This is a genomic window from Paenibacillus sp. JT22N7 (genome assembly GCF_059383875.1).
The window spans coordinates 856,018-878,639 of record NZ_JBXENY010000001.1 but is presented as its reverse complement, the minus strand read 5'-3'; the positions used below and the strand labels follow the sequence as shown (position 1 = coordinate 878,639).

General features: G+C 47.2%; 22 protein-coding genes. 5 read left to right on the top strand and 17 right to left on the bottom strand.

Going from position 1 to position 22,622, the window contains the following annotated elements; all coding sequences use genetic code 11:
- Positions 1-43: 43 nt before the first annotated feature.
- Positions 44-787, top strand: a complete 744-nt coding sequence (locus tag AC50Y5_RS03810) for a hypothetical protein (protein ID WP_494858530.1) — start codon at positions 44-46, stop codon at positions 785-787.
- 135 nt (positions 788-922) lie between these two features.
- Here the strand turns inward: AC50Y5_RS03810 and AC50Y5_RS03805 are convergent, their stop codons facing one another.
- The 11 genes from AC50Y5_RS03805 to AC50Y5_RS03755 form a co-directional block, all read right to left on the bottom strand.
- Positions 923-1,723 carry an IucA/IucC family C-terminal-domain containing protein gene (locus AC50Y5_RS03805; RefSeq protein WP_494858529.1) on the bottom strand — a complete coding sequence of 267 codons (801 nt, stop codon included), beginning with the start codon at positions 1,721-1,723 and terminating at the stop codon, positions 923-925.
- The gene (locus tag AC50Y5_RS03800; protein WP_494858527.1) at positions 1,710-3,665 is read right to left on the bottom strand and encodes an ABC transporter substrate-binding protein; all 1,956 of its coding nucleotides are present in this window, start codon (positions 3,663-3,665) and stop codon (positions 1,710-1,712) included. The genes AC50Y5_RS03805 and AC50Y5_RS03800 overlap by 14 nt, the downstream gene beginning before the upstream one ends.
- A 324-nt stretch (positions 3,666-3,989) precedes the next feature.
- Positions 3,990-4,553: an NAD(P)H-dependent oxidoreductase gene (locus AC50Y5_RS03795; RefSeq protein WP_494858525.1), complete on the bottom strand. Its 564-nt coding sequence runs from the start codon at positions 4,551-4,553 to the stop codon at positions 3,990-3,992.
- Positions 4,554-4,696: 143 nt separating this feature from the next.
- Positions 4,697-6,037, bottom strand: coding sequence for an FAD-dependent oxidoreductase (locus AC50Y5_RS03790; RefSeq protein WP_056029070.1), 1,341 nt, complete (start codon positions 6,035-6,037; stop codon positions 4,697-4,699).
- Positions 6,038-6,062: 25 nt separating this feature from the next.
- Positions 6,063-6,917, bottom strand: coding sequence for a carbohydrate ABC transporter permease (locus AC50Y5_RS03785; RefSeq protein WP_056029071.1), 855 nt, complete (start codon positions 6,915-6,917; stop codon positions 6,063-6,065).
- Positions 6,901-7,815: a carbohydrate ABC transporter permease gene (locus AC50Y5_RS03780; protein ID WP_494858520.1), complete on the bottom strand. Its 915-nt coding sequence runs from the start codon at positions 7,813-7,815 to the stop codon at positions 6,901-6,903. The genes AC50Y5_RS03785 and AC50Y5_RS03780 overlap by 17 nt, the downstream gene beginning before the upstream one ends.
- 17 nt (positions 7,816-7,832) lie before the next feature.
- A complete protein-coding gene (locus AC50Y5_RS03775) occupies positions 7,833-8,531 on the bottom strand; it encodes a hypothetical protein (RefSeq protein WP_494858518.1) in 699 nt (232 codons plus the stop codon).
- Between the two features lie 68 nt (positions 8,532-8,599).
- Positions 8,600-9,892 carry an ABC transporter substrate-binding protein gene (locus AC50Y5_RS03770; RefSeq protein ID WP_494858516.1) on the bottom strand — a complete coding sequence of 431 codons (1,293 nt, stop codon included), beginning with the start codon at positions 9,890-9,892 and terminating at the stop codon, positions 8,600-8,602.
- A gap of 128 nt (positions 9,893-10,020) precedes the next feature.
- Positions 10,021-10,794, bottom strand: a complete 774-nt coding sequence (locus AC50Y5_RS03765) for a response regulator transcription factor (RefSeq protein ID WP_056029078.1) — start codon at positions 10,792-10,794, stop codon at positions 10,021-10,023.
- Positions 10,795-10,814: 20 nt separating this feature from the next.
- Positions 10,815-12,638, bottom strand: coding sequence for a sensor histidine kinase (locus AC50Y5_RS03760; RefSeq protein WP_494858513.1), 1,824 nt, complete (start codon positions 12,636-12,638; stop codon positions 10,815-10,817).
- Between the two features lie 221 nt (positions 12,639-12,859).
- On the bottom strand, positions 12,860-13,696 hold the full coding sequence (locus AC50Y5_RS03755; protein WP_494858509.1) for a helix-turn-helix domain-containing protein: 837 nt from the start codon (positions 13,694-13,696) through the stop codon (positions 12,860-12,862).
- 150 nt (positions 13,697-13,846) lie between these two features.
- Between AC50Y5_RS03755 and AC50Y5_RS03750 the strand changes: the two genes are divergently transcribed.
- Positions 13,847-14,944 (top strand): glycoside hydrolase family 88/105 protein, encoded by a 1,098-nt coding sequence (locus tag AC50Y5_RS03750; RefSeq protein ID WP_494858506.1) that lies wholly within the window; start codon positions 13,847-13,849, stop codon positions 14,942-14,944.
- Positions 14,945-15,076: 132 nt separating this feature from the next.
- Here AC50Y5_RS03750 and AC50Y5_RS03745 read toward each other — a convergent pair whose 3' ends face one another.
- On the bottom strand, positions 15,077-15,637 hold the full coding sequence (locus AC50Y5_RS03745; RefSeq protein WP_494858503.1) for a methylated-DNA--[protein]-cysteine S-methyltransferase: 561 nt from the start codon (positions 15,635-15,637) through the stop codon (positions 15,077-15,079).
- Between the two features lie 3 nt (positions 15,638-15,640).
- On the bottom strand, positions 15,641-16,696 hold the full coding sequence (locus tag AC50Y5_RS03740; RefSeq protein WP_200931579.1) for an LLM class oxidoreductase: 1,056 nt from the start codon (positions 16,694-16,696) through the stop codon (positions 15,641-15,643).
- A 158-nt stretch (positions 16,697-16,854) separates the two neighbouring features.
- Between AC50Y5_RS03740 and pdxR the strand changes: the two genes are divergently transcribed.
- A complete protein-coding gene (pdxR, locus tag AC50Y5_RS03735) occupies positions 16,855-18,288 on the top strand; it encodes a MocR-like pyridoxine biosynthesis transcription factor PdxR (RefSeq protein WP_494858501.1) in 1,434 nt (477 codons plus the stop codon).
- 129 nt (positions 18,289-18,417) lie between these two features.
- On the opposite strand, the gene AC50Y5_RS03730 is transcribed toward pdxR, so the two are convergent.
- The 3 genes from AC50Y5_RS03730 to AC50Y5_RS03720 form a co-directional block, all read right to left on the bottom strand.
- A complete protein-coding gene (locus AC50Y5_RS03730) occupies positions 18,418-19,278 on the bottom strand; it encodes a TetR/AcrR family transcriptional regulator (RefSeq protein ID WP_494858500.1) in 861 nt (286 codons plus the stop codon).
- Between the two features lie 89 nt (positions 19,279-19,367).
- Complete coding sequence (locus tag AC50Y5_RS03725) at positions 19,368-19,610, bottom strand: ferredoxin (protein ID WP_494858499.1); 243 nt, start codon at positions 19,608-19,610, stop codon at positions 19,368-19,370.
- A 29-nt stretch (positions 19,611-19,639) separates the two neighbouring features.
- Positions 19,640-20,854, bottom strand: a complete 1,215-nt coding sequence (locus AC50Y5_RS03720; protein WP_056029097.1) for a cytochrome P450 family protein — start codon at positions 20,852-20,854, stop codon at positions 19,640-19,642.
- 560 nt (positions 20,855-21,414) lie between these two features.
- On the opposite strand from AC50Y5_RS03720, the gene AC50Y5_RS03715 reads away from it, so the two are divergent.
- The gene (locus AC50Y5_RS03715; protein ID WP_056029099.1) at positions 21,415-21,786 is read left to right on the top strand and encodes an iron chaperone; all 372 of its coding nucleotides are present in this window, start codon (positions 21,415-21,417) and stop codon (positions 21,784-21,786) included.
- A 172-nt stretch (positions 21,787-21,958) separates the two neighbouring features.
- On the opposite strand, the gene AC50Y5_RS03710 is transcribed toward AC50Y5_RS03715, so the two are convergent.
- Positions 21,959-22,216: an S-layer homology domain-containing protein gene (locus AC50Y5_RS03710; RefSeq protein ID WP_056029101.1), complete on the bottom strand. Its 258-nt coding sequence runs from the start codon at positions 22,214-22,216 to the stop codon at positions 21,959-21,961.
- Between AC50Y5_RS03710 and AC50Y5_RS03705 the strand changes: the two genes are divergently transcribed.
- Positions 22,209-22,496 carry an FG-GAP repeat domain-containing protein gene (locus AC50Y5_RS03705; RefSeq protein ID WP_494858802.1) on the top strand — a complete coding sequence of 96 codons (288 nt, stop codon included), beginning with the start codon at positions 22,209-22,211 and terminating at the stop codon, positions 22,494-22,496. The two genes, AC50Y5_RS03710 and AC50Y5_RS03705, sit on opposite strands and share 8 nt — an antisense overlap.
- Positions 22,497-22,622 lie beyond the last annotated feature (126 nt).

Genomic DNA, 22,622 nt, shown 5'->3' with positions numbered 1-22,622 from the left:
TAAGTCCAGAACCACATCCCCCCATTTGAGAGGAGCTTCCCCTATGAAAGCCAAAAAAACGATCGTCACCCTGCTGATCCTGCTTGCGGTGAGTGCAGGTGCCGTTCAATTGACCACGGCCAACAGCAGTAATGCCAACCACGACAATAAGACGAATGAGGCAACAGCTCCAGCCCCAGTCCATAAGCAAAAAAAACCGGACAAACATCCCCCCTCCTCCCCGGTTTCTGAAAAGGCTAAGCCATCCGCTCATGCCGGGTCTGGATCAGGAGCAGGCACTAGCGTAATCGATCAGAACGGTTATACAATCTCGATCGAAGGCGGTTTTGACACGGATTCCGTGGACCATGGCAGACCCGTTGTTCTCATAGCTGCCGCGCTTGGCGTATCTACCGAAGTATTCCGTGAAGCTTTCAGCGGTGTAACACCTGCGGGTACCGAAAGCGGCGGCCCTACCTCTGAGCAGGCACAATCCAATAAAGCCGCTCTGCTGAAGGTGCTTGCTCCCTATGGCATTACCAACGACCGTCTGGATGAAGTATCGAACTACTACCGCTACAACGGCAGCAAGGGCGAGTTATGGACGCATACGGCGGCGACCGTTACACCCCTATTAACGAACGGCAAAGTGACCGGAATCAAAATCACAAATGCAGGTGCAGGCTATTCCTCCGCTCCTACGATAACCATCACAGGACCAACGGGCACCTTCTCCGCCACCACTACCGTATCCTATACAACGGATTTCAAGACAAACGGCAGTCTTACTGCGATTAAGTTAAATTAAAAAAGCAAAAAAAAGCTGCTATTGGTACTATACCGATAGCAGCTTTTCTGCTAAAACTTATTATCGTATCCATAAGATCCACACATGAATCTTCAACGATTGAATTTGCAATCGTCTAGTCACCCTGCCCTTTTGTCAACCACAATTGAGCGGCTTCGGGCAAGCTCTGCAGTATTCGGAGGACATTTCGTAATAAAAGCAGCAGGTTTGACGAATAGAGGTCAACATTTCTCCGGCCCTGCCTGCCTTGGTCGGTTTTGCAAACTTCGCAAGCGGGTTGCGGCGTTCTCCAAATAGGGCCGCTGGTGCAGTTTCTGTCAAAAACTTAAAATCGTCATGAAGACGCTGTATAACAGATAGATCGCCCTCTGCTTCCTCCAAACCATCCTCATATAGCGGAGCCACACGGACAAATGCATTTTCCCACAAAATCGCCAGCGGAACTTTGCCAGCTGCGGATAAAGAACGAAATAAGGGTGAAAGATGCTCCGCAAATAGCTGACGCAGCATCTGCTCCCGCCATTCCAGCCGTTTTCCCGCCTCTGGCTCAGTAATCTCCAGTCCATCAATGCTCAAATTAGGAAACTTGGAGCCGCTCACCTTACTTTCACTTTCATCAGGCGAAGCCAGTCGGCAGTTATTTAACGTTAACGACAAGCCCTTGTTATATACCGTCATCGCATATAAGACAGGTGCAGTGTATAGAAAAGCATAGCGCTTCGCAAGCATGGATGCTGCTACTCTTCTCGTTGGCGCGCCTATTTCACTTGCTAGTCGATCCAGATAGGACTTACATTTCTCTAGGTCTAGCAAATCTTGGGCTGCAATGGAGAGAGCAGCAGGCGGTTCCTTTTTTTCAGGCGTAAACTTGAACATGGCTTCAAGCTCTTTCCACTGTGCAGGTGAAAGATTAACCGGCATGTTATCGCGTTCCAAGGAAAATTTCTGCCGTTCTATCCACAATCATATTAATCGCGATCGGCCCATAATAAGCAATCCATATGTTCGAATCTACTTCATATACTTGATTATTTTTCACGGCTTCAACACTTTTCCAAGTTTCCGTCTGCTGGAACTCCTCAACGACCTCCTTGAACATGTCGTCATGTACGAGGAAATAATGGTCTGCCCCTACTTCTGGAAAAGCTTCAAACGAAATTTGATAAGCCGTATCCTTCTCATCGAGCACCTGCTGTGGAGCAGACAAACCTAGATCGTTATATAAAATGTCCCCTGTGCGGTGGCTCGGCGTATGAATCCGTATGCCTTCATCACGTGGACGAATGAGCGCAACGGTCTGGTCTCCAAGCCTCGCCTTAAGCTCTTCCTTCAGCTTAGCTGTTTTCTCGTTATAAGCTTCCAGAACAGCACTCGCTTCTTCCGATTTTCCAACAATTTTGCCGAAGGTCGTTAAAGTATCGCGCCAATTCTCATCAAAATCGAGCATGATGGTAGGCGCAATTTTAGACAAGCTATCATATACTTTTTCCTGAAACTCTGTGCAAATGATTAAATCCGGTTCCATGGCAGCAATAGCTTCCAAATTCGGCTCATCCCTCGTACCGAGCAATTTAACATCCGTCAGCTTCTCGGATAAATACTCAGGGAAATCGGTTTTATCTGCCGCAGCTTTCACACTGCCCGCTGGCTGCTCGCTTAACGTCACCAGCTGGTCCACAAATTTAGTATCAAGCACCGCAATTTTCGTAGGATGCTGCTCCAGCGTTATTTCACCCTTTGCATGTTTAATAACGACCGGATAAGCTTGTTGTGCCGTTTGTGAAGCATTTGTATTTGATGAAACGGTGCTAGTTGGGCTGGCTCCTCCCGTATTGTTCCCCGAACCGTTGCCGGACGCAGTTGCACATGCACCGAGCAACAAGATTAAGCTCAACATCAAACTGACCGCTAAAATAGACCCCTTGCTCCTATTCATTCCTAAAACTCCCCCGCTAATATGTTGATAATGATTATCACGCTCATTATTATAGGAGAGATTAGGACGGGAGCCAATGGAATATCCCGACACATTGGATGAACTTATGCGACTCTTTTGCCTATAATGCAGCGGGGAAACGCCACAAAACTTCTTAAATGCCCGGCTAAAATAATAACTATCCCCATAACCTACCGATTCCGCAATTACCTTTAGCGATAAATTCGTATTCAATAACATCGCTTGCGCATGGTCCATACGAATTCGAATCAAATATTCGAGCGGCCCAATGCTCAGCTTCGCCTTAAATAAGCGCTGCAGCTGCCTTTCGCTGCAATGAAGGGTACTTGCTATATCCTGAAGGCTGATGGGCTCAGCGTAACGCTCCTCCATAAACCGAATCGTCTGGCTAACGTAGTTTGGCTGGGCCATCGGCGTTCCCTCATGCGCATGGAGCTGCAGCAGGAGATCGTACACCAATTGGTGAAAAATAGCTCGCACATGGAATTTCTCCAATTGAGCATCAAGCAGCCAATAGGTGTGCATTTGCTCTATTTTGGCAAGGACACCGAGGGGATAGTTAGGAGCAAAGCCATATTGCATTTGGAAGGGATTATTGTCCCTATACACATTTAACAGCTCTTTGCGGCTGGGCACAGCGAGAACGGCTTTATAAAAAATCATATAATAATCGAATGGCTCAGCGACTTGGTTAATGTCGATCGTTGCGCCTTTCCCAGCGTGGCACACATAACAGCGATCGACGATATGCTCGGTACCGTCAATGAGGACTCTTGCCTCTCCAGCAACAGCTACCAAGAAGGCGCTCGCCGGCAAACGGAAACCTTGCACACTGTCACCCAATCGCAGCATAGACCGACGAACATCAAGCACCCGTATAGCCGCATGATTCCATAAGGGCAATTGTTCCTGCAACTTCATTATGTTCACCTTCCATGTCTATTTACCGCATCTTTTTACTGCTTCCAACTCTTTCATTATAGTAAGAATCATTCTCATTATCAAAGAGTTTTTAAGCTGTCGCCGTCCTCTGGCGGCAAAACTATCGTCTCGAGGGTGGATATAGAGAAAGGATGAAAAAAATCATATACTTTCCTATAAAAAAAAACCTATTTCGGATATACATGATCCTAAATAGGCGGTAAACATAAGCTGATTATTCTATATGAGCTGTTTGAAAATAAGAGGATGCGGCGCAATAAGCTGAAGCGCAGCAACGACACCGTAAACGGAGCAGCAACAGGGTTACAGGCTGTCAACAAAATTCAAATAAGCTAATGCGTTTGTTTCTAGTTTGCTTGCAGACGTTTCCGCCGCTGCACCAGGTTCATTTTCACCCGGCTCTGTTTCTGTACCATAAGAAGCAAAATAGGAACGATAATCAGCACTGCAATACAGGAAGGAAATTTCAAAAGGAGCCAATACTTGTGCAAGTGTGTAGCGATATTTTCCCTCTTCCCGATAATTCTCTTCTGTTGCTCCAGCGGATACCGCTAACGCCACTTTGCGATTTTTTAATTTGTCCCCACCTTTAGAACCGAAGGCCCATCCATAAGCTAAAACCTCATCCAACCATTTTTTAAGAAGAGGCGGACAATTAAACCAATAAATAGGGAACTGAAACACCAGATTGCCATGTGCTTCAACCAACTGCTGTTCTTTCTCCACGTCGATGTTTCCATCAGGGTAAACCTTATGCAATTCATGTATCGTATATTTTTCTGGATATTTCGCAAGCTCTTCTATCCATCGCTTATTGATGACCGATGCTTCTATGCTGGGATGTGTGACAATAACGAGTGTTTTCAATGAAAGCTCCTCCTAAAGTGTGATTGGCCTCTTGAGTATAAAGCGCACGCTGCAATTATGTAAGTACGCACTTTAAGTACAGCTACTTACCTCAAGGTTAGTGTCAATCAGTCATCACACATAGGCAGTTGGCTAGGAGCCGCTTATATTGCCGCATGTGCTTTCCGCAGCTCATCCTGCAATTTGGCAATAGGTACTTGAGCTGGCTCAACCTCAGTCAGTACCGCTAAAGCTGCCGCTGTTCCGGCTGCCTGTCCGGTTGCCATACAGCTCGGGGTCAGGCGAGTTGTTGCGAGCGCCTCGTGTGAAGTCGAGATGCACCTTCCCGCCGCGAGCAAATTGGGCACATTATGGGAGAGCAGACAGCGAAGCGGAATGTCATAAGCGCCATCACCGGAAATAAAAGCAGCGGTTACCCCTTTTCCGGTTGGGTCATGGATATCAATGGGGTAGCCACTGCGTGCTATAACATCGCTGTGCTTCCTCCCCTCTATCACATCTTCCTTCGTGAGTGAGTAATGGCCAACAATTCGCCGCGATTCCCGTATGCCGATTTGCGGAGCAACCGCTGAGATGGAAGCCCGCTCAAAACCGGGTACATCGCGCTGCAGAAACTCCGCCATCATCAACACCTGCCGTCGCCCCTCCTGTTCAGCAAGTGTCAGATCCTCGGCACTAGTCGCATCCAGCCCCTGCACCCGTGTACAGTTAATCAGCACCTCATCCTCGGCTGGCCCCGTAAAAAACAGAATTTGATCACGGTTAATGGGTACATTCGCCTTCTTCCAGTGCGAATAGAATCCGCTCACACCAGTCAGCGGTAGACCCGGCAGCTCTGAAAAAGGAGTTTTTTGATAAAAGTCCTCCGGGTGGTCCATCATATATTGCTTTACTTTATCCAAGTTAACACCGCGCATCCTGAACTTCATCGTCATTGGCTGTGCCTGTTGATCCAGAGCACGCCCATGAAGCGTTTCTGCCCCGGAAAGGTAAGCGACGTCCGCATCACCGCTTGCATCCACAAATACTTTGGCACACACTTCCGTTCTGCCAGACTTATTGGTTACATGTACAGCCTCAATAACGCCTTCCCTCACCCCAACCTCGTCCACCATACTATGAAGCAGCAATTTGACCCCAGCCTCGCGCAGCATATCTGCCGCAACGACCTGATAAATTTCTGGATGATAAGGCGTCAGCGTATGAACGAAACCGACCGTATCCCTGAGATGGCCAGGCGAGCCTCCGCGAGCCTGCAGCCGATCTACAATTTCCTGGGCGATGCCTTTAATGACCTGCTCGCCGCTGCTCGTATGGAATGTCATCCATGGATAGACCATTGCTGCCGTAGACATGCCGCCAACAAAGCCATAACGTTCGATCAGCACGGTTCTCACACCTTGCCGGCCTGCAGCAATGGACGCCGCTATTCCTGCAGGCCCTCCGCCAACAACGACAACATCTGCCTCTATTTTGTTATTCATTTTATCCTCCCTTTCGAAGCTGCACTTATTCCTTCAAGCCCGTCATGGCCACCCCTTCAATAAAACGCCGCTGGGCCAGAAAAAATACGATTAACAGCGGCACCGTTGCCATTACGGTTGCACTCATCAAATAATGCCAGGATGTGCCGACCTCATCCGTAAATAGCGACAGGCCAAGCGGAAGGGTCATCAAATGACGCGAATTAATGAAAATAAGCGGGTCAAAAAACTCATTCCATACCGTTACGAATGTGAAAATCGTCAACGTCGCCAGTCCAGGCTTGGCAATCGGCAGCATAATTTGTGCATAAATCCGAAATCGGCTACAGCCGTCTATCATCGCTGCCTCTTCCAGCTCCGTCGGCACCGTAATGAAAAACTGCCGCATCACAAAAATTCCGAACACTCCACCCGCCCCAAAGATCGGCAGCAGGATAAGCGGCAAATGCGTATCAATCCAATTAAGCTCACGCATGAACAGAAACATCGGAATCGCCGTTACCTCATGAGGAATCATCATCGCGCTGAGCAAAATCAGAAACAGGATATTTCGGCCCTTGAACGGTATTTTTGCAAACGCATAGCCGGCCAATGAGGCAAAAAAAACGGTGCCTAGCACAACTACAAACGCAATATATACACTGTTGAAATAAAAGCGGTGGAACGGAATCAGCTGGAAGACATCGACATAGTTTTGCAGCCGGAACGCAGGCGGGATCAGCTTCGGCGGATAGGTGAAGATGTCCTGCGGCTCCTTGAAGGAGGTAGACAGCATCCACAAAAATGGTACGAGCATAATAAGCGAGATGAAGCTTAAAAGGCTATAAACGCCAAACAGCGTCAGTGGCTTGCTAATGCCTGCATTAGGTGTCGCTTTCATTGAACACCCACCTTTTTCTGAGCTGCCATTGCAGCAGAGTCAACACAAGCACCACGAAGAACAGAACGAACGCCAGTGCTGATGCATATCCCATCTGAAACAATTTGAATGCTTTTTCCCAAATATAATACACCAGCACCTTCGTACTGCTGCTAGGCCCGCCTTGCGTCATGACATAAATTTGGCCAAATACCTTCAGAGAACCGATAATGGTCATAACGACGGTCAGAAATACAGTAGGCGTTATCATTGGCAGTGTTACATTAAAAAAGCTTTTGCCCTTGCCTGCGCCATCCAGCATCGCAGCTTCATACAAGGAGCGTGGCACCTGCTGAATGGCAGCAATAAAGAGCACCATGTTCAAGCCTACATTTTTCAAAACGCTGGTTACAATAACCGATGGCATGGCCAGCTTCTCGTCGTACAGCCACGCCGGCCCTCTAATATCCAGCAGCAGCAAAACCTGATTGATAAGCCCCGAATCCGTTGCGAACATATATTTCCATACAATCGACCATACGATAAGAGAAGTCATGACGGGTACAAATATCGCTGTTCGGAACAGCCCAATCCCCTTGAAGCTTTTGGATAAAAGCAGCGCCAGCAGCAGGGCCAGCACAATATTAAACGGAACAAGGCCCACTGTAAAATACAGGGTATTACCGAACACTTTCCAAAATAAATGATCTATTGCAATATTCCGATAATTATGAAGCCCGATAAAGTGGTGTTCACCAAGCAGCGGCCAGTCCATCAAGCTCATATAGAAGGCCTGCGTCATCGGAAACAGCAGCAGCAAAGTAAAACCGAGTACCATTGGCGAAACAAACAGCCAGCCTGCAATTTGCGCCTCCCGGACAAGCGGCCCTCTTCTTCGTTTTTTGCCCATTTCCTTCATGAAGATAACACCGCCTTCTAGCTCAATCTATCCATTGCATTGCGGAACTCGCTGACCGTTCTCCGCAGCTGATCCTCCGTCTTCCCGACTACAATTGCCCCCAGCATAATCGCACTAACGCCAGCATCATTCAATACCGCTACATCGCCGGGTACAAGCCGCCGCTGTGATGGAATAACAACCGGAAGCCCCGAATGCCCTACTAAATAGCGATATTTCATCACATCTGCAAAGCTGAGCGGCGTCCCATATTCGCTTCCCGGCACAATTGAAGCTTCCAGAGCGGTAAAGCCGAACTGCCCTGCGCTCTGCACAAGTGTGAGATCATAATGTTCATTGATTGCAAACGTTCGGTCAAGGCCTAGCTCCTCCAACAGGAGCGAAGGAAGATGATGGGCATATATTGAATAGAAATCAAAGCCCAGCGGAGCCAGTCTTTCCATGTCTGGTCTGGTCACGCCTTCAAGGCTCCCAGCTGGCACAACACCGAATGGTCCGTCAAACTTTTCCCGTATGCTGTGGAATACCGCCTCGTATTCGTCAAGTGAACCAAAGTGCGTGCCGCTAGCACGATGGCCCACATTGACATGCACCTTCAGTGCGTCAGCGCCCTCATCGAGCGCAGCTTGAGCCAGCGCCGCATCATTGGCGGGCAGGCTGATGAATAAAGATAGCTTATGCTTGTTGAACTGCTCCTTTAATTTTCCCAAATCCATCCACTCCCTTAAATTTTTTTGTAGAGCTAGGCGGCCCGTCAGACGGACTGTCCCCCTTATACGGCTGCTTATTTCAAAATAGCGTCAACTTCCGTTTGCATTTTTGCCAAGTTTTCCTGCGTGCTGCCCGATCTGCCGAACAGGCGGTCGAAGCCCTGAAGAACGGCGTTGTCGATGTCCTGCCAGCGAATATGCCCCGGAAGCATGCGGGCCTTCGGCATTTCGTCGATAACCGCCTGAGTAATATGCTCTGCTGGCGGGTTGTTCGGCTGATTCAGGAACGCATCCGAATGAAGCACTGAGGTGCGCGGCGGGACAAAATAAGTCGCTGTCGCCTCTATACCGGCCTGGCTAGCGAAATATTTCAGAAGCTTCTTCGCTTCCTCAGGATGCTTACTGTCCTTGAACAGCGTGTAGCCCGCCTGTCCAAGCATCGGCACACTGCCCTGCGAGCCGGACGGCATCGGCGCTATGCTCCACTCGAAGCTCGTAATCTCTCTTGCTTTCGATACATAGCTGTAGTTGTCGAAGAACATCCCGACGTTGCCCGCATCAAAGCTGACCTGCTCGCCAGCCTTCGGATGAGACTGGTCGGTGAACATCATGCGGCTCAGCATATCGAACGTTTCCAAGCCGTACTGGTCATTCCAGGTGAAAGCAGTTAAATCTGCGTTGAACGGTCCGCTGCCATTGGACCAGGAATAGGAGGATAAAATCGCCCATGTTTTCCAGTCGCGGAAAAAGTTTGCGCCATAGATGCGGCTTTTCGCATCGCTGTTTGAGATCGCCTTAGCGGATTGCTCGAATTGTTCCCATGTCCATTTGCCTTCTGAGGCAAGTATGTTCGGGTCTGTCCATTTTGCTTGATCAAACAGCGTCTTGTTATAGAACATAACGACAGGCGGCGTCGAGAAAGGCAAGCCCAGCAGCTGCTCGCCGTCGCGGAATAGGTCAAGGGTGCTAGGAATGTAATCGCCCAGCTTAAAGTCCGCGTCATTTTTAAATTCGGATACATCCGCCAATATGCCATTTTCCTTAAACTGGGGGATCATCCGCTCGGATACCCATGCGATGTCCGGCAGCGTCCTTCCGGCTGCCAGCACTGAAATTTTCTGCTGATACTCGGCGAACGGCACGGATTCCATCACCACCTGAATACCCGGGTTCTCCTGTTTGAAGCCAGCAATGAGCTTGTTGTACACATCCATATGCCCCTGATTGCCCCACATTAAAAACGTTAATTCGATGTCCTCCTTCTGCTCCGTACCCTTGTTTACAACGTTGCCAGAGTTCGTACTGTTGCAGCCGACAGCTATTACAATCGGTAAAATGGATAGAAGAGCCCGACTCGCTTTTTTCATAAAATCCCCCTTAGCAGCCATTAGTTTGTATTCCCTACTTAAGTATAGCGGTGGCTGTTGCCTTCCTTAAACCATGCAAATTGCAGAAATGGTGCGTTTTATTCCTCTATTTTCTTATCGCGGCTCATCTAAAAGCTGGAATCGGTAAATTGATCGCGATACTCGCCTGCTGTCTGACCTGTCTGCTGCTTGAATACAAGCATGAAATGCTTCGGGCTTTGGTGTCCGGACAGCCGTGCCACATCATAGATTTTCAGCTGCGTATGCACCAGCAGCCACTTCGCCCTTTCCATGCGCGCCTCCAATACATATTCCGAATAATTGACCCCCGTCTCGTTCTTAAACAGCTGGCTCAAATACGTCGCATTCAGGCTCACTTGGGAGGCGACGGTTTGCAAGCGTAAATCCCCGTCAATATGCCGTTTTACATACTCCCTGATGTCGCGGATAATTTTGCGAGTATCTCCGCCACTTCCCGTCTGTTCCAGATCTGCGGCTGCGGGCAGCGAAGTAGAAACGCCATACTTGCGATCCAGAAGCAGCTGGGCCTTTCGCATTGCAGCTACAAGCTCGTGCCGCTCAATCGGCTTCAGCAAATATTTGAACACGCCATATTCTATCGCCCTTTGCGCATATACAAACTCCCCGTAGCCGCTTAAAATAATAACGATCAGCTCCGGATACATTTGCTTCACCTTTCCCATCATCACCAGTCCGTCCATCTCTCTCATCCTGATGTCGGTGATCATGACATCGGGCATGTCACCCTTTAAATAAGCAATTGCCTCGCTGCCGCTTGCAGCCTCTCCTGTTACCTCAAACGAATGTACCGACTGATGGATCAGTTCCCGCAAGCCCTGGCGTATAACCGTTTCATCCTCTACGAGTAAAACCTTATACATCCTGCCCAGCCCCTGCCCTCTTAAAGTGGAATCGTAATCGTAACCGCGAAGCCCTGTCCCGGACTGCCATCCACCGCCAGGCTGCCGCCCTTGTCATACATAAGCACGATGCGTTGGAATATATTGCTTAGCCCCAATTCATCCTGACCGCTGAGCTGCAGCGACTGATTGGTCTGGTGCTTGCCTATCGCCTCGTTCAGCTTCTCCATTTCCGTCTCACTCATTCCTTTGCCATTGTCACGCACCGTAATAAGCAGTTCATCCTCGAAACGCAGGGCAGAAATCCAGATCGTGCCTCCCTCTTCTCGATCATCTATGCCATGATAGACTGCGTTCTCAACCAACGGCTGCAAAATAAGCTTCGGTATAAGGCAGTCCTTCACCTCATCTTCAATTTCGTACAGTACCTGCAGCTTGCCACCATACCGGACCTGTTGAATCCGCACATAGGAATCTACAAAATGGATTTCCTCCCAAAGCTGAATCCGTCTGTCCACCTTATCGATGGTGTATCGAAGCAGCTTGCCAAGGGCGGTCACCATATCAGACACCTCGGCATGCTTGCGCTGAATGGCCATCATATTAATCGACTCCAGCGTATTATAAATAAAATGCGGGTTGATTTGGCTTTGAAGCGCAGACAGCTCCGCTTCCTTCTCCCGCATGCCCAGTACAAATACCTCATGAAAGAGACGATTGATTTCCTCCATCATTTTGTTGAAGCCGCGCCCAAGCTGACCGAACTCATCATTGCTTAGCATCGTTACCCGCTTATTGAAATTCCCCTGCTCAGCTCGGGCCATCGCCTTCTTCAGCTCAATAAGCGGCCTTGTAATACGATAGGAAAGCAGCACGGCCAGCCCTGTAACCATTCCGACGCAAACCGCAGCAAACCATAGCGTAAAAGTCATCATTTCACGCGACTCCTTCTGGATAACGGCGATCGGCGTCAAGCTGATTACGGACAAGCCTGTATAGGAGGAATTATGCTGCACGAATAAATAATCGCGGCTGCCAAGCTTTTTCTTTTGCCTGTTCCTCATTTCCTGCAGCTGACCATCCTTTAACAGCTCGCCATAGGCGGAAACGCCGCCCTCTTCCACTCGCTCGAATATTAATCGCTGCCGGTCATCGACGATCAAAAGGCTTGCCTCCCGCTCAAAATTCAGGTTCGATAAAATATGGCCGAACGCCTCCACCTTGACGTCAATAATAATGTAGCCTAATCTCACTAGCGTTTTAGGCTCTCTAATAACTCTTGCGACTGATATGTAGGACTCCGAGTTTGGGCTGCTGTAATAGGACGGTTCATGAGGCGGGATGATTCTCCATTCCCCATCGGATTGATTCAGCTCTGAAAACCATGAATCCCGCCTGCTATCCCATACCGCATCGGCCGACATCGCATCTACGTTCGAAAATAAAATGCCGCTGTTGCTGATTAGATGAATGCCGCGAATTTCAGGTCGGTTGTATGCTTGCCCAGATGTATACAGCTTCATTTTCAAATAATCGTCGGATAGCGCCCAAGTCCCCGAGCCCATCGGCCCGTTGTATTTCGCCAGAATGGACAACACCATCTGATCATACAACGGCATAAGCGATAATCGTTCCAGGTCTTTCAGCATCCGATCAAGATTGGTGTTGATCTGTTGAACAATGTCGATGGTAAATTGTTCCGTCTTGTGATTAACCGTTGCTGAGAAATGACGATACGTCACCATACCCTGCAGGCTTAAAGGCAGCAAAATAAGCACGCTGAATAGGAGCAGCAGCTTAGTGCGCAAATTGCTTTCACTCAGATGACCCTTGAACCACTGATGCAAGAATGTCAAGATAATCAAGCTTGTCTTCCCCCTGTCGTGAATGGATAGGTCCTCCATTTCTTATTTGAAGTTTATATTATAATGGGAGAGGAATGAATCCTATCCCGTACCATTCGGAAAAGGTATGGAATATTTAGCAACAAAAAAACCACGCCTGTTGGACATGGTTTAGTCATAGTATAGTTGCTTGCTTTTGCGGTGAATTCTTGATCTACGACCTAACAAAAAAAGGCTATCCCTCACTTCCCCTTTCTATAAAATAATGGTTTATGTCCAGTCGTTGACTTGAACACTCTGCCGAAATGCGTCACGCTTCCGAAGCCTACCTTCCTCGCAATCAGATTGACCTTCATCGACGATTGCTCCAAAAGCTTTTTCGCCTCCTTGATCCTGACGCTGTTCAAATACTCCACGAACGTAAAGCCTGTTGCCTCTTTAAAAAAACGACTTAAATAATAGGGGCTGACATAAAATCTCTCTGCTAGCGGATGCAGCGACAGCTCTTGCATATAATGACTGTTGATATAGCGGACAACCTCCGAAATTCTTTCATGCATTGGACTTGGCGACTCTAGAGGCTCGATGCTGTTTTGTCTAATATGCCGGCAGCAAATAAGAAGCAGCTGTAGAACCAAAGTCTGCGCATACATCTCGAAGCCAGCTTTTTTATCCTGAATCTCCTCGATGATACGCTTGGATAGCGCCTCGATGGAGAGCCTGTCCTGCAAGGAGCATTTAATGATGATGTACTCCTGCTCAAACAGCGGCTGCAGTGTATCTATATAGGAGCCATTAGCCGAGGCCATGTTGCTCTCATGAATATTAATAATAAGCCGCTCATGCTGAGGCGTTTCCGTATTGGTCGTCCGGTGCAAAATATTTGGAGAGATGATAATAACATCCCCCTCATTGATCACCATGGTCCTGTCCTTAATAAAAAACTCCCGTTTTCCCGACATTAAATAAAAAATTTCATACGTGCTGTGAAAATGGCTGGCAGGCATATTGTGGCTTAGCGCCTTCCGGTGGGAAACCAATAAAGTCCCGTCCTTATTTTCATATTGAAAATCTCCCATCTTTAGGCTCCGCCCCTCATCTGTTATGTCATTTTATTATACGCCTCAGCTTATTTTCTGCAAGATATAAGAAGAATAAAGGTATTTTCGCAAAAAATGTACATAATCCTCTGCTAAACTAAGCTTAATACACGAAGGAGGAATGCACTCATGCAAGACACCCTTTCCCCCATCCAATGGGCCGAGAAGGCCTGCGAGGCGTTAATGGATAAATTTGAGCCGGAATTGCTTCCGCCAGACCGGTTTCACTATCATCAGGGCGTATTTCTGTCGGGTATGGAGAAATGCTGGCAGGAAACGAAGAAGGACAAATACAATGATTATATTAAACGCTGGGTAGACAGCCAAATTCTCGAGGACGGAAGCATCAAGAAATACAATCCGGATGAACTGGATGATATACAGCCTGGTGTTCTTCTATTTAGATTGTATGAGCAAACGGGCGACGAACGGTATAAAAAAGCGCTGCATACTCTTGTTCCCCTGTTAAAGTCATGGAAAACGAACCCTTCGGGCGGGTTCTGGCATAAGGAGCATTACCCGAATCAAATGTGGCTGGATGGCTTATACATGGCGGGCCCTATTGCCGTCCAGTTCGGCAAGACGTTCGGCGAAAGCGAATATTTTGACTTGATGACCTTCCAAGCGCTTATGATGGCAAAACACACCAAGGACCCGAAAACCGGCTTATTGTACCACGGGTGGGATGAAACGAAGGAAGCCGCTTGGGCTGATCCGGATACGGGGCTTGCTCCAGAGTTCTGGGGTAGAGCGATCGGCTGGTACCCTGTCGCCTTGCTGGAAATGTTCGAATACCTGCCTGAGGATCATAAGGATAAAGCAGCGCTAGTCCGTATTCTACAGGACCTGCTCCTTTCACTGACTAACTTCCAAGATGCTGCGACCGGTTTATGGTATCAGGTTGTCGACAAGCCAGAGCAGCCGGATAATTGGCTGGAAAATTCCTGTACCGCCCTGTTCGTTCATGCCATTGCCAAAGCGGTAAGATTCGGTTATCTGGATGCCAAGTATTTGCAATATGCTTCGAAGGGCTATCAGGGCGTTATTGATACGCTGAAGCTTGATGAGAATGGCAACGTCATCATTGGCCAAATCTGTATCGGCACAGGAATAGGTGATTACGCCCACTATATCGCCCGTCCTACCAGCGAAAATGATCTGCATGGCGCAGGCGCTTTTATTCTCATGTGCGTGGAAATGAGCTTGGCGGAAAAGATAGGTAAATAATACAAAAAAGCTGGAGCCTCTTTATGGGCTTCAGCTTTTTGCTGGATGAAAATCCTTTATACTTCCGCGGCATATTCATACCGTGCGAGGCATTGGATATCGATTTTCAGGAAATGGACTATGAAGATCCGTTCAAAAGTCAAAACGAGCATGGCCCGAAACCGTGTAATCAAAATAACCTTCTAAACGAAGCAGCTTTTCTTTCGCCTGCAAGCCTCCACTGTACCCCGTCAATGTGCCGTTCTTCCCGATAACACGGTGACATGGAATGACAATAGGAATCGGATTGGCCCCGTTGGCGCTTCCCACTGCGCGTGTGGCCTGGGGATTATTTATCATCTTCGCAATATCAAAATAACTGCGGCTTTGCCCATATGGAATTTTCATCAGCGCTGTCCAAACAGAAATCTGAAAATCAGTCCCCTGTAAATCAAGAGGGATCTCGAATGACGTGCTTTCCCCCTCACAATAGGACTGCAGCTGCTCCAGATATGGAGAAAGCCTGCTCTGATGTTCAATCAGCTTCGCATTAGGAAACTTCTTTCCTATCCATAACTTCAGGTTCATATGTGTGTCATCTGGCAACGCGATTAGACATAACCCTCGCTCGCTCGCCGCTACCTGCAGCGGCAAACCATTGAACAGGGAATGGGTAAATGTTGTCCAGTAAATTTCCGTTTGAGCCCCCATCATCCTCTACCACCCAGTAAACAGCGGCTTCGGCCCAGCATGCGTAGGGAAAAGCGGCAATACTTCCTCTGCCAACTCCTGAATGACTTCGGCAGGCGGCCGGCTCGAAAATTGGATGCCAAGCGCAGCATGATTGACGCCAACTGTCTGCCATTCCTCCAAAAGCTGGATCAGCCCTGCTCGCCCTGTACGCAATATGTATCCGCCACGAAGCGGCATTCGAGGATAATTAACATCTTCAACAAGATCAATCCATTCGTTGGTCATATGCGGCTTGAACATCCCGCCAGGGATTTTTTCCCGCCAAGCATTGATCTTACGTCCGAGCATTCGGGGACCTGTCTCATTTGCCGTAGCTTCGGGATAAGTGAGCCAGCCGTCACTGTGCTCTGCAATCCAATCTAAAGACTGCCTGCTTGAACCCGTCACGATAAGTGGAATACCGCCAGTTGCAGGCTTAGGCAGCAATTCAAGCCCTCCCATTCTACCAAGCGAAGATTGAATTTCAGAACTTCCCTGATGAATCAGCTCACGAAAAAATGCCACCGTCTCCCGAAAACGCACATCACGATTATCCGCATCTAGCCCATAAGCTGGAAACTCAGCAGGGCGGTCTCCGGAAGCAATCCCTAGCACAAGCCGTCCGCCAGAAAGTACATCTATGGATGCGGCGGCCTTGGCCAAATCAATGGGATGGCGAAGCGTGAAGATCGCGCTTCCTGTTACCAAGGATACGTTTTTTGTCCTTGCAGCAAGATAGGCCAGATAAACGAATGGATCGAATACTTGCCCAGCATCCCGGAAACCGGGATCAAATAGCGGAACATCACGCACCCAGACGGCTGCAAAATTATTTTGATCAATCTTCTCAACTAGATCAGCTTGGCCCTGTAAAACATCCATCTGACCTGTATAAAATTTAAGTGGTAAAAATATGCCGATTGTCAGTTTGTCTGGGGCAAACATCCGGCCGAAACCCGGGTGATCATGAAAGGTCTCCATTGCCAACGTTGACTGGTGACCTGTATCTATTTTTTCATTGGAATCTATTTGTTTGTTCAATTCATTCTCCTCCTCAAGCGATAGTGTTCCTGGCATCTGGCATTCATCCAAATTCGACTGACTGGAAGTGATATAATTGTATTAAGCAATTGACCCCATAAGTAGTGACAAAACTAAACTAGATTATAGGGTCAATTAAGGTTACAAGGAGGATATGAATGATCGATTTGACGATATTGTTGAACAGAGATTCTGGAGAGGCGTTATACTCCCAGCTTTATCAATATATTAAGCAAGAAATTTTGAGCGGAAAGCTGGCCGCTGAGACACGGCTGCCTTCTATTCGGTCGCTGGCTGCCCACCTCCATATTAGCCGCAATACGGTGGATTTGGCCTATCAACAGCTGTTAGCCGAAGGTTATGTTCAAAGCAGGCCAAGGAGCGGCTTATATGTTATTGATCTGGAGCTGGAGTCGCTGCCTTTGTCGCATCAAATGAATAAGAAAGGGTTGAAAAATAGTACACAGGTTAGCTCGGCGATTCGATATAATTTTCGCTATGGCGATGTTGATGCTGCGCATTTTCCGTTTGCCACTTGGCGAAAGCTAGCCAATCTAAGCTTGCATCAGGATCAACTGGACTTGTGTTCATATGGCGATCCGCTCGGAGAACCTGGACTTCGAGAAGAAATCGCCAAATATTTGCATGGCTCCAGGGGAGTAAATTGTACGCCTGAACAAATTATGATTGGAGCTGGTGTTCAGTATCTACTGGGCGTGCTATCCCGCTTAATAGGTGGGGCGAACAACGGCAATGGCATGGCGATGGAAGAGCCGGGATATGACGGGGTACGGACGATTTTTTCACATCATGGTTTTCACATCCACCCAATCCCGCTGGAAACGGATGGGCTGAATATACAGAAGCTTTTTGAAAGCCAATCTCGCATCGTGTACATCACCCCGTCCCACCAGTTCCCCTACGGGATGGTTATGCCGCTCCCCAAGAGAATGCAATTACTGAAATGGGCAGCAGAACAGAATGGGATCATTATCGAGGACGATTACGATAGCGAATTCAGATATATCGGCAAACCAATACCGTCCCTGCAGAGCCTCGATACTCATGATCGCACGGTTTATCTAGGGACATTTTCAAAATGCCTGCTCCCTTCCTTGCGCATTGCCTATATGGTTCTGCCTCAGAAGCTAATCGAACTGCACGATGAGCATGACTACCGATTATACGACCAAACGGTATCACATTTTCACCAAAAAACGTTGGAGCTGTTTATGAAAAATGGGCATTGGGAAGCCCACATTCGCCGGATGCGCAATGTCTACCGAGAGAAGCAATTCACGTTGATTTCAATGCTTCAGCAGCTGATGGGCGCTCAAGTATCCATAATCGGCCAGGATGCCGGACTTCATATTTTATTGCGTGTACATAATGGTATGGATGAACATCAGTTGATTGCCACTGCAGAGGAGGAAGGCGTCAGGGTCTACCCTGTATCTCCCTTCTGGGCACAGCGGGATGAGGCTGAGAAAACCATGGTGCAGATCGGTTTCGGTGGTTTGAGCAAGGAGGATATAACAGAGGGGGTTCGCATGCTATACCGCGCTTGGTTTGGGAAACGCCGCGACGTATGAATGCAACCGAAAATGAAACGCCATAACCGAAAAATTTATCGGCTATGGCGCATTGGAATGTGGTGTTATTAACCTATAATAGCTATTATACCTTCAAAGTAGTCACACTTTTATTTGTTCTAAAAACCATCAGCAGGATCGTGCTATTTGACTAGCCTCCGTACGATGCTTGCTGGATTCGAATTCCTTCTGAAGGGCCTTTACGACAACTTCAATAAGCGAGACATTCAACTCTTCCTGGGCTTGAAATAAAGCCAGAAGGCCTTTTGAGATTTCTTTTAATTTCGTTGATTCGTTTGATTTTTGAATCATTTTATTGAAATCGTGAAGCTCCTCTAGCAATGCCTCTTTATCTACATGACCCGTACGCGCAAATTCACTGGGATGAAAGAGGGCCAACGTTTGAGGATCAAGAATATGTTCTTTTCTTTCATGCATCGTGTGCAGCAATACCTCAACATAGGACAGCACCTTCGGTACAAGCTCGTTCCATACAGGCTTTTGCCCATGAAAGCTTCTCCACGCATTGGCGATTTGATGCAGCATACCGTAGAAAAAAATAGAACCTTCGCTTGCATAAGGCCGGATCTCTTCTCCATATAACTGAGTCAATCGTTCAGATAACCACTTCAACTGCATATTCGCTAGGTTTGATGAATTAATTTCTCCTGAATAGAAACCCGTCCAATACAGCTCCCAAACGCGCTCTCTCTCAGGCAATGTCATCGGTATCGAAATTTGATCCACTAGCAGATCATATTCAGAAGCATAATGATCGTTTTCCAAGTTTTTTCGAATAGCGATATCCTCTTGCATCCGCTGCTCTAAAATGGCTTGCAAGCAATCATCCTTCGAATTAAAAAATTTGTAAAATGTCCCTTTCGATACGACTGATTTGTCTAAAATCATCTGGATCGTTGTATTAGCAACGCCATGCTCAATAAATAGGGTAAGAGCGGATTCTAATAGCAATTGTTTGCGACTACTCATGTCTTGTCCCCACCAAATGTTTTTGCCCTTATTGTATCACGCTTCGGCTTCTCCGACATGGTTGCTATTGTGAGTACAGTTCTCCATAATTAGCTCAATGAGAATGGTTTATCCTCAGCTTTGATCGAATCGGTCGGACATCCGTCCTGCGCATCCTGAAAATCATTCATGAGTTCGTCATCTTCGATTGCAGTAACACCACGATTTCCATCTCCACCGTAGAACACCTCAGCAAGCCCATCTCCGTCATAATCAAAAATATCTGGAGCCGCAGAACCGCAAGCACCACAAGCGATACATGTCTCTTTATCCACCCATGTGTATATGGCCATGATCAGTCCTCCTTTCTTAATTGGCTAATTTAAAACACGAGCGGAATTTCTTTCAAGCCGCGAATAATGATGCCATGACGCCAATTCAGTGACTCGCGATTTGTTTTCAATCTAAGTTCAGGCATACGCCGAAGCAATGTGCTAATGGCAATTTCCCCTTCTAATCTTGCCAAAGGAGCGCCCATGCAGAAATGAATCCCTTTGCCGAAAGCAAGATGGTCGTTCACTTTTCGTGTAATGTCGAACGTATTGGGATCCGTAAAATGATTGTCATCTCGATTCGCCGAAGCTAGCGCAACAAACACCATTTCCCCCTTGCGGATTTGCTTGCCTTGAAGCTCGACGTCTTCCGTTGCCAATCTCATATTATTGACCTCAACGGGCCCGTCATAGCGCAAAATTTCTTCTATCGCCGAATGGATCAGCTCAGGCTCGTTTTTCAGCTTCTCCAGCTGCTCTGGATGCTCCAATAATGACAGCACGCCGTTGCCGATTAAATTCACCGTCGTTTCATGGCCGGCTATGATAAGCACGAATATCATCGCATACAGCTCATGCTCGCTAAGCATATCCCCATCTTCCTCGACACGAATGAGGTCGCTGATCAAATCCTGCTTGAGATCGCTTCGTCTTCTAGCAATTAAGTGCTGCAAATAATCGATGAATGCAATCAACGCTTGCTCGCTGCGTTCGGCATGCTTCGGATTATTAAAACCTTCCATGATGGCGCTCGACCAATCACTGAATTTATCCTGATCCTCAATCGGAACCCCTAGCATTTCGCAAATCACTTTGATCGGCAAAGGGAATGCAAAATCCTCAATCAAATTCATTTCTCCCTTTGCCTGAACTTGATCAAGAAGATCATTAGTCAGCTCCTCAATTCGCCCCCTAAGCTGATCCACCATTCTTGGGGTAAAGGCTTTTTGCACCAAACGCCTAAGTCTGCGGTGATCGGTTGCATCCACATTGCTTAGGTTTCGGGAAATAATCTCCACATGGGACGGAAGTTCTACTCCTTCCTCTACCGGATGGTTGGTCACAAATCGCGAATCGCTTAATACTGCTGCAACGTCCTCATACGCCGTAACAATCCACGCATAGTGACCACTGGGCAAAAGAAAACGGGATACTGATTCTTGCTCGCGTACCTCTGCATAGATGGGATGAGGATTTCGAATAAACGCTTCGTTCAAATAATCGATTTTCGACTGGGCGGGTTCCTTATGCTGATTTGTTGTCATTGGGAGTCTCCTTAGGCAATTAGAATTTATTTACAATTCAATTTTATACTATTCGTTCATTTTTTATCAATGATTCGTTGGAACTAATGTAACAAACCTATTAAAACGGGTAATTTTTAACTATACTACCAGTTCATTTTAACGAAGACCTCAAAGAATGATAATGGGAATTGAAAAAAGATGACTCCTATTCAAAAGTTCAAAACAGGAATCATCACTTATTAACTGGCTAATATTTTAATACGGTCAAGCCATTTAGGCAGATACCAAGCGGTTTTCCCCAATAGGCCCCATAAGTTTCATGGAATTCCTCTTGTTATTTTGGCAAGGACGGGTGGCCAGAAAGAATCTTCTGAAAACATTCCCTAATATCGCTACCATTGGCCCTGCCATAACAGGCCCATCTGGAAAAGTAGCATTGATTAGCGTCCTCCGCCTGTAAATCTGCTGCTCTGGAAAGTTGATTCTTTCATTGATATACTTAGTCTAAATTTGTTTATTCCTTTTGTTGTTTGGGAGAAGCTAGAACATTACTGGGGTTTGAGCCCGGAGGTAAAAACATGGAAGTTTTTGCAGAATATTTAGCGAATATAGATAACCCGATCCATCGGGCTAGAACCGAAGAGGTTTTGGCTTGGATAGCTGCGAAATTTCCAAATTTAATGCCAAAAATCGCTTGGAATCAGCCTATGTTTACCGATCACGACACCTTCATTATTGGCTTTAGCATAGCTAAGCAACATATGGCTGTGGCCCCTGAAAAGGCAGGCATTAATCATTTTTCTGATGCCATTGTGCAAGCTGGCTATGATCACACCAGTCAGTTGATGCGTATCAAATGGGATAGTCCTGTTGATTTCTCATTACTGGAGGAAATGATTGAGTTTAATATTTTGGATAAGGCGGATTGTTCGACTTTTTGGCGGAAATGAAAAATAGGGCCACCTCTGATACGGGTTCGTCTCGGGTACGTTTGCAAGCAAAATAAATGTCCAATGCAATTCAGGGCTGATGCCGCTTAACAACTTTTATTTATTGTTCGGTCTACTTGACGGGGTGCAGTTCACATTTCTGTTGTTGATAACCCTCTTTGAAAAACATGTATTAAATAAGATCAGATTTTTGAAGCAGTCGTTGAACGATTAAGGCAACTTCAGCTCTTGTAATGTCCTGCTTCGGTGCAAGCCTTGCACCCGGCATTCCAGTAACGATACCAGCCTGCAAGGAGTCTGCGATGCTGTTCAGCGCCCAATCGGAGGCTGCTGCTGCTGCATCTTTGTACGGATGAATGATCTCATCTGTCGACTTGGCAGCAAGTTTGTCTTTTAATTCAGTGATTTTCATCGCCTTGGCTATGATCACTGGATCAAACCATCTAAGCGTGTTGCTTGGAGACGGCAATGGGGAATTTCAGATAGAAGATCATTCAGTTGATGATAATCGAATCTCCTCACCCAATTCCATCGTTTCAGGTCATTTTAATGATGATGACAAGATCGATCTGGCTATAGCTAACAAGGGAACGAAGAAAGTATATATTTTGTATGGACAAGGGGATGGAACATTTACCACTGGTGACGAATATGGGGGCATCAACGAACCAAGCGCGCTTGCTACAGGTGATTTTAATCGTGATGGATAGGCTGATATAGCGGTTGCTAATAATGGTCCGTCAGAATATTCACTTCATATTCTCTTTGGTGATCAAACGGGCACATTTCGAGAGGAAACGATTTCTACATTTTCGAATCAGTTTTTTTCACTAGCA